This window comes from Desulfobacter latus (assembly GCF_013389365.1).
GTDB lineage: Bacteria > Desulfobacterota > Desulfobacteria > Desulfobacterales > Desulfobacteraceae > Desulfobacter > Desulfobacter latus.
This window is the reverse complement of sequence record NZ_JACADJ010000050.1, coordinates 22,177-30,278: the sequence shown is the minus strand read 5'-3', so window position 1 is coordinate 30,278 and position 8,102 is coordinate 22,177. Positions and strand designations below refer to the sequence as shown.

The 8,102-nt window shown below is 41.4% G+C and carries 4 protein-coding genes and 1 pseudogene; all 5 read left to right on the top strand.

Features of this window, described 5'->3' with window-relative positions:
- Positions 1-852: 852 nt before the first annotated feature.
- Positions 853-936, top strand: a pseudogene (locus HXW94_RS20375) (zinc-ribbon domain-containing protein); the annotation flags it as partial.
- Between the two features lie 135 nt (positions 937-1,071).
- The gene (locus HXW94_RS13175) at positions 1,072-2,226 is read left to right on the top strand and encodes a hypothetical protein (RefSeq protein ID WP_246293978.1); all 1,155 of its coding nucleotides are present in this window, start codon (positions 1,072-1,074) and stop codon (positions 2,224-2,226) included.
- Between the two features lie 23 nt (positions 2,227-2,249).
- Positions 2,250-4,208, top strand: coding sequence for a hypothetical protein (locus HXW94_RS13170; protein ID WP_178367366.1), 1,959 nt, complete (start codon positions 2,250-2,252; stop codon positions 4,206-4,208).
- A gap of 163 nt (positions 4,209-4,371) precedes the next feature.
- Positions 4,372-4,725: a hypothetical protein gene (locus HXW94_RS19270; RefSeq protein ID WP_218576712.1), complete on the top strand. Its 354-nt coding sequence runs from the start codon at positions 4,372-4,374 to the stop codon at positions 4,723-4,725.
- 48 nt (positions 4,726-4,773) lie between these two features.
- On the top strand, positions 4,774-7,836 hold the full coding sequence (locus HXW94_RS13160) for a tubulin-like doman-containing protein (RefSeq protein ID WP_178367364.1): 3,063 nt from the start codon (positions 4,774-4,776) through the stop codon (positions 7,834-7,836).
- The last annotated feature ends 266 nt before the right edge of the window (positions 7,837-8,102 follow it).

Here is an 8,102-nt window from a genome sequence, read left to right as displayed (position 1 = left end):
GATTATTTCTCTACTGTAGAAATGTTGAGATAATCACAATTCATATTTGAGTATAATAAACACGGTATTTTGCTGTGACAAAATAGTTGCGATCAAAATTCTGATAATAAAAACTGTAAAGTACTTTTGAACTTATATGAAGGATGCCAGATTTCGATATTCTTTTATGACTTGCTGGTCCGGGGGCGCTTCCTATTAAAGATTTTCTGAAATGGTTTTGGATTTTGAACGGCAGCCAGACCGAACACCTTTTAAATCCTGTCATGTTCAGACACGTTATGTTTTCTTCAATCATAACTTTTCTTCTGGTATTTCCTCTTCACCCCTTTGCTCAGCAACGGTATCGACCATGTCATTGAACAAATCGATAGCCTCAGTTTCAGTGATGGTGTTGTTTTGAATTTATTGCCTTATTTCGGTAATGTCCATTTTTAAAAAGACTGTCAGGAGTCAGTTTAAGAATATCTTTGCCATTGACTTGAAATACACATTATGAATAAATTCCCTATTTATTTATCAGTAATGTCCGGTTAGGTTTTTGCATACATCCAAAAAACATTATTTTTGGTGCTTTTTTATTGAAAATTGATAATTTGGTATGAAAAGTATAAAAATTGATTGTACAATCTTCCTGAATTTGAAATAATTCGGTCATACTTTGTGACGATTTTGTTTTTTTGAAAACATTATGATTCGTTTTTTTGGCTGAAGATGGATATGTGCAAGAGTTTAACCGGACATTACTGATTTATTATCAGATTTGCCCAGCCTCGGAGAAAACGGTTGGGTTTTTGATCTTTAATCACTTTGATCTGTTCTGATACCGTTTTATAGTTTTTAAGGATATTGTGTATGAAATTATGCCGGAACAAATCTGTATGTGGGAAAGAAAATCCTTCCATTGCAAGGTTTTGTAGTTTTTGTGGAACACCGTTGGACGATACGGATCTCTGGCGAAATCCGGGATGCAATATCAAAAGAACATCTAATTATCACCGTTTTAAGACCGGTGTTCATGAAAAAACGGCTATATTGCATAATTTTTATCTCGAAAATCATTCTGGGTTAAAATTGGCCCAAGCAATTGTCGCAAATGACACTGTCTGGGCATGGGGCAATGATATTAAAACCCTGTACCAAATCCCCATATCCGACAAGGAAGGCAGCGATGCGCGAATTAAAATAAAAGAATGTTCCTACTTCGGTACTGAAACACCGGAATATTCGAACAGCCCAGCCTTTGATGGTGTCGGCATTGGATTTTTGCATGAAAGAAAATTCAACAGAGTATCGGCTTTTGACGGGAATCTGATGGGTGAACAATTAGAAAACACTGAATTCGGTCACACAACCCAATGCGCCCCACTTGTTGCAGAGTTTAAAAATGATCAGAATCCTTTCAGGCCCTACCGATATTGGATAACCTGCCTCAAAGATTATTTACTGGTTGTTGATGTTCGGTTTATCAATGAAGAAGACTATCACTTGATACCTTTAAACCTGGAAATTGACGACGCTCCCAGAAGTCCTGTTATTATAGATGACACCGTATTTGTCGTGACCCAAAAGGGATGGATTTTGGGTTTCAACATTCATGGGGAATTCAAAACAGAAATCCGGCAATTAAAAGAACCCGAAATCCTGAAACAAATAGATGGCTTCAATTGCTTAGCACCTATGGTTGTAAACGGCTATATTGTTTTCGAGACCATTGCCGAAAAAACGCAAACAACTGCTGAGAGTCAGTACGGCGACTTCAGGGAGATCGGATATATGTCCTATCATCCTTTAACCCAAGCGAGTTTTTATTATCCGTCCGGCGGCTATGTAAAGAATTCTTATTTGGACAGCATGGGGCATCTGCCCGGGTTCTCCGACGGGAATTTTGCTTACTTCCCGTCCAGATCAAGGGACGAATACCACTACAATAAGTTCACACCAGGCCAGTCTCCCCAACCTAAAAGATTGTCCTGGAATGAGCCCCGGATACCGACAATTTCAAGTTTGAATTCTGTTATGATGGATACATCGCTTATTGTGGTTGATCCAAATAAAAAACGAATCATCAAATGGAATCTGGATCAGAACCATTCCCCTGAAATCAATCCCATACCACTCAAAGGCCGTACAACTAAAAAAAGTATTACACTTGTTTCTCAACCAGTCATTCATGGCGATATTCTAATCCTGGTTTTTGACGATCAAATTGTGCGGATGAGTATTTGACTCGAAGTTAAGGAGATCATCTTATGAAAAAGATATTGTCAGGCAGATTTGTTATTTTCTGTTTTATCGTACTCGCATCATCATTCTTTTCAGCCCCCGCATTTGCCAAACGATCCATTATTTTAACGTATGACGTTTCACAAAGCATGTTTTCACTTAGAGAAGAGAAAGTGTTTTCTTTGTCCGCTAAAGAATTTCAAGATCTGTCATTCATTGTCCGCTATTTGATTTTCCAAGGAGATCCCATTCAAAATCCAACTTTCAGGCAGATAAGAAACGACAGGTTTTTGGAAAAAACATTTTCGAATCAAAATTGGGAAGGTGGATATTGGAGACCGGGTGATGATCTGCTCTATTACGAATATGACCATTCTCTTCGACTTAAATACGATTCCAGTCCGGTGGTAGGTATCTCAGGAAATGAAATCGACAAAGAACTTGCCCGGCTTATCCCTTATCCGAAAAATGTTGATCTGAATACCAGGCAAAAAACAACCGCCAACAAAAAACAGTTCATAAAAGCATTTCCAGGTGTGATAAGCCTGCAGCAGTATGCTGAGCTCAGTGCTTACATGATATTCGACAAGATGGTGAATATCGGGTTGAAAGATGAGACAGAAGTGGTTTTGATCCAGGTTTCGGATATGGATATGGATCATTCCACTAAGGCGGAATTCAAAAAGAAATCAAACGAACTGGAAAAACAACTAACAGAATTAAAGGATAATAAATATAAAGACTGTCGGAATCATGCCGTATATAAAATGAAAGTGGCAGACAGGATCTGGATAAGCGTTACCGTCATTACATATCTGAATCTGGATGAAGTAACCCAGCGTCAGATTCAAACTCAAAAGGAACTGAAGGTTGCTCGTGCCTCAATTAAAAAGAAAGATGAGGAACTCAAGGAGAAGAATGAGAAACTGAAAGCAAAAGATGAGGAACTCAAGGAGAAGAATGAGAAACTGAAAGCAAAAGATGAGGAACTCAAGGAGAAGAATGAGGCATTAAAGAAAAAAGAGGGCGCCTTTCCCCAAAAAAAACAAGAATTAAATGATACCAAGGAAGAAACCGAGATACATAAAAGCGCTCTGGAACTTAAAATCGGTAAAAACAAATACACGGTCAACACCATCGGAACCAGGATCAAGTTTAAACGAAAAAAAATCAAAGAGGATGGTGCACGGAAACTGATCTATCAGCTTTCCCCCGTGCAACTCAGTCCCACCGGAAACCAGCCTGATAGCCTTTTCAAAATAGAAAACGCCGTGTTTGAATTAAGAAAGCCGCAACATCAAGGATTAGAATTGATCAAAAATGACGTTATCACCCCTGTGCCTCTCATTAACAACCCTTTTTCACTCATAATCCCGATAGACGAGAATGTGACCGGTAAAAAACTCTCAGGGTATTTACAAGTGGACTATAAATATCTGGGCATCAGCGATAGTAACAAATCCAGTTTTCAAAAAAGATGGCTTGTTGAAGAAATTTATTTTCCGGGTCCGGGATTGCTTGAACGGCTTCCGTTACTGATTCCGATAATTATAGTCCTCTGTGGTTTGATGGTGTTCTTGTTATTTAGGAGCCGGCGTACGGTTTCGGAAAGGCAACAGGCCGTTCACGGAACACAGGAACATACTGAAATTGATGAGGATGCATACGAACGGCCCTGGATTTCAGTGGAGGAGATGGATGAAGACTTTAATGAAGAGTCGGATATAGGCTCGGCAGGCGTCAAGGTAACCTTGCAATGCCATGGTGCGGGCGACTTGACACTTGAAGACGGCAGCCGGACGGTTGTGTTATCCGATGATGACAGGATGCCGGATCAACAGGCCTGGGACCTGTCATGCAGCAACCAGCGTATTGAGCTGGTCAACGGGCAGTTGAGACTTAACGATGTTGAGGTGAAAGGCAGCCGGATCGCGTTGGAAAACGACTATGGAGATGAAATCGTTATTCATATAAATAAAGAATAAAAAATCTAAGTTAACTCTACTGTGTTACCTTAGATTATAACCTATTGATATTATTTGAAATTTATAAAACAGTCTAAAGTAATATTTACAATAAATTTAAATAGTTATACATAATCTAACAAAGTAGAGTTAATTGATTTAATCATTTGTAAATGAGGGGCTTATGGAAATGATGGAGCAGTATCTGAACGAGCAGTACTTTTCTTATCTCCTAATCGTTGTTGGGGCTTATTTTTTGGTCTGGCTGATAACATTCATCCTTACCCGACCCAGTCTGAATTTACTAAAAGCCGGGAATCCGTATATCGGTATCTGTAATTTCTGGCTCTACACTATTTTGATGCATACCCTTCTTACGATCGGTTTCAGCATTCTTACCTGTAAAATGATGGTTGAAAACCAGAGAGAACCGGTTGATGTTATCGTCTATAATATCGGTTTTTTTATCTGCTTTTTGATAAATATTCTTGTCATTGCTCGACTGGCCGGCAAAAAATCAAAAATTACCGTAATATAATGACCACTCATCTCCCATCACCCAAACATATTCAGTTGGAGCGATTACATGTTTAATCCTACAATCATTTTAGGCATCGGAACCTTTGGCGGTAATGTGGTTTCTCATCTTCGAACACTTGTATATGAAGAATTGGGCGTACCCGGTCTACCGATTTTCAGGTTCGTCCATATTTCAAGTCATGAAGATGACGAGATAAGGCCAATCCCTTCTAATCAGGAAAGCAACCAGCTATGGCAGAGCCTTCAAATCATAAAAGCCACTATCCCCACCAAAGATATTAGTACCTTGGAATACCGGATGGACCCGGACAATACCCTCCACAAGGTGGACCCCGGCTGGCATGAATGGTTTGATAAAGATATCCTGCGTCTGCCGGCCGCGGCTTACGAAGCGGGGGCTGGGAATATCCGAATGATGGGTCGGGCCTGCTTGTGGAACAAGTGGCGTAAGATTAAACCCCAATTAAGAAACATGATGTTGCAAATCAATCAGAATGAAGCAGAAGCCCAAACCAATGATGTACTGCGCAATTATTACATTAACAAAGGGATGGACAAACTCGCCCAGCAGAATACCTATGTGAACAGAGGGGAGCCGCGTGTCTATATTATCGGTAGCCTTTGCGGCGGAACCGGTTCGGGAATGCTGATTGACCTGGCCCATTTCTTCAAATCCTACCCGCAATTTGCTCCCCTAAATTTTGGGATTTTTGCTGTACCGGATATGGCAACGGTCAATAAACGGGGGAATGAACGACTGGCAGCCAATTGTTTATCCGCTTTGATAGAAATTGATTTTTTCATGCATAACGGCACTCGATATTCTGCGCAGCTTCCGGGCGACGATGCCGCGACCGTTTGCGCCGATATCCCGTTTAATTATATCCAGCTGATATCACCGTCATCAAGGGGCGAAGGGGTAAGACCTTCTTTTACCGTCGGCAATTCAGCAGACCCGAATCCGGAGACCATTCTGGAATTGTCTCACCTGTGCTCGACTTCCATGTTTTTCGAACTTCTGGGCGGGGCTCAGGGCATCAAGGCTGGTATTCATGCGGATTACAATGTACGCTACCCTGATTGGCGGAAAAGAAACCCGGTTGATCCCGGATATTTAAAGATGTTTGCCGGATTCGGGTCTGCGACGGCACATTATCCCAAATATCGTATTGCGGGTGCTGCTGCCGCAAAAATTATACTCACAAAACTTATTGACTGGTCCGGTAAAACCATCACCATTGATCCGGTGACGAAAGAAGAAACAATTAATCCAAAAAATTTTGATCAACGAAAACTTAAACGCATTGCCGAAGTGTGGCTCACCAATGCCTACAAACAAAGCCGATCCATTTTAAGGACGGGTTCAAAAGGGACGGGTTCCCTCCGGAATGAATGGGAAAAGGAATACACCAACTTGTTCCTCCCGGCAAGCACTCCGGTTAGCTGGAGTGCTGAGGAATTGAGAAGGAAACTAACGGCACAACCGACAAAAGACCCCTTTTCAGCCAGATTCGGCCGGAATTCTGCCTATGCAGAATTATTGACCGACCGGCTCCCTCAATTCAGTGACAGTATTTACCATGCCATAAAAAAAATCTTTCATGCTGCCCTTAAAGGGATTCTGCAGGCCAGATCGCTTACGGATTTACCGGATTTGGCCCAGCTTGAATTTGTATTATCCGTAATGATTAACAGCGTTATTCCCAAATGGATTGATCGCTTGCCAGCTGACGCTGTGGACTACGTTACCATTAATCAGGTGGAACCGATTTTACAAGAGTTTGGCGAGGTTGAAAACTCACTGGCCATCAAAGCCTCCATGACCAAAGATTATGTAAGGGATTTTTACCGCGAGAAAGCCATACTCAAATACCGCCATGCACTTGCGGCAGCCCATGAACGTCTGGAAGACGTATTGTTCCGTGAAGTGTTGATGACGCTTAAAGACAAATTTCAGCAAGATCTGAAAGGCTCGCTTTCACAGGTCGCAAACAAAGTGGAAAAATGTATTTCCCGGCTGGAAGAGCAATTCAAAGAAAATTCCACCGTCCATGAATGGAAAAATGTTTTATACATTTTTAAAAATGCCAAAGGGGGAATTAAAAAGGACATTCAAGAGTCAATACAACTCTTTTCCGACGCTGACTGGATCCGGGTGTTTGATGCATTTCCGGATGCTTCCGGTTCCATCTTTGACCGGCTCATGGATAAAAAAGAAGATTACATGCCGTTTATAAACGATTTGTCGGAAAAAGTTGCCCAAAAAATTATGGTATCCATGGATCTGGAAGGCTTTGAGATTATAAACGAATTAATCACCCAAAACTATGGAAACGATTTAACCCGCCTAGCCGAGAGCTCGGATGTGTTGACCGAAACTAAATCGGATTTTAACGATATTTTCCATAATGATCATCCCCACCTCATCTGCGGCGGCAGTAACTCCAACCTCAACAATCTTAAGGCCCATCTTTCCCGGTCAGGAAATGAAGATTTTTCCGGCGTACCCAAGACAGACACGGAGATGCAGCATATGCTCAATTTTTACCAGGAATTGGGCGGTATTGCCATTGATGAACTCAAAGCCTACCCCACTATGAAGGCGAAATATGATGATGCCTTTATGTCCGATGATTTCACCCAGCGGATACTGCACACCCATAAAGATCCTTCTTCGGTTAACATTGAAAAATATCACCGGTTTGAAGAGTTAAAAAAAGCTTCAGGTCCCGGTAAACCCCCACTGATGGACATTGCTATGGAATTCATTCAAGATCTGATGTTTGAATATCACCCGCCTGGAAAAATGGTGTTTGAATGGAAAGAACCGGATAGTGCTTTTGAAGAGAGTATACAATTTAATCCGGATGATCCGGATGTATTTCTTTGGGGCTTGGTTGAATATGAGCATGGGTATCGTGAGTTCAAGGACAAGATTAGACGATGTCTGCTGGGATTAAATGACCAAGAGATGATGGAAAGACTCGGTAAACTTCGCAACCGAACCAAGGATGAACATCCGAATAACAATAAAAGAATCAAGGATGTCATGGACAAGTACAATAAGGCCTTTATAAACAAAGAGTATCTGCCTTGGTGGAAAGAATAAATTCGAGAGCGGAAGACAGAAATTTTGTCCGATCCTAAAGTAGAAGTGAAAGGGGAATTATTGTGGATTGCAAGAGGTGCAAAAGCGGATATCCCATTCAAATAGAAGGGAGCAAAGGTTTTTGCGGGTTCTGCGGAAGTTCGTTGAATGCGGTTGAATTTAAAGCATCAGCCGGTTATGGTCCGTTCTATTCGGATCAGACCGATCCGATCATTTTGAGGCTCAAACTGCAAAACCTCGGGGTTGACGAAATCGGAATCGAATCG

Excerpts from the sequence above, each read along its gene's own strand:
- HXW94_RS13170 (WP_178367366.1), top strand. The coding sequence starts at position 2,250 with ATGAAAAAGATATTGTCAGGCAGATTTGTTATTTTCTGTTTTATCGTA.
- HXW94_RS19270 (WP_218576712.1), top strand. The coding sequence starts at position 4,372 with ATGGAAATGATGGAGCAGTATCTGAACGAGCAGTACTTTTCTTATCTC.
- HXW94_RS13160 (WP_178367364.1), top strand. The coding sequence starts at position 4,774 with ATGTTTAATCCTACAATCATTTTAGGCATCGGAACCTTTGGCGGTAAT.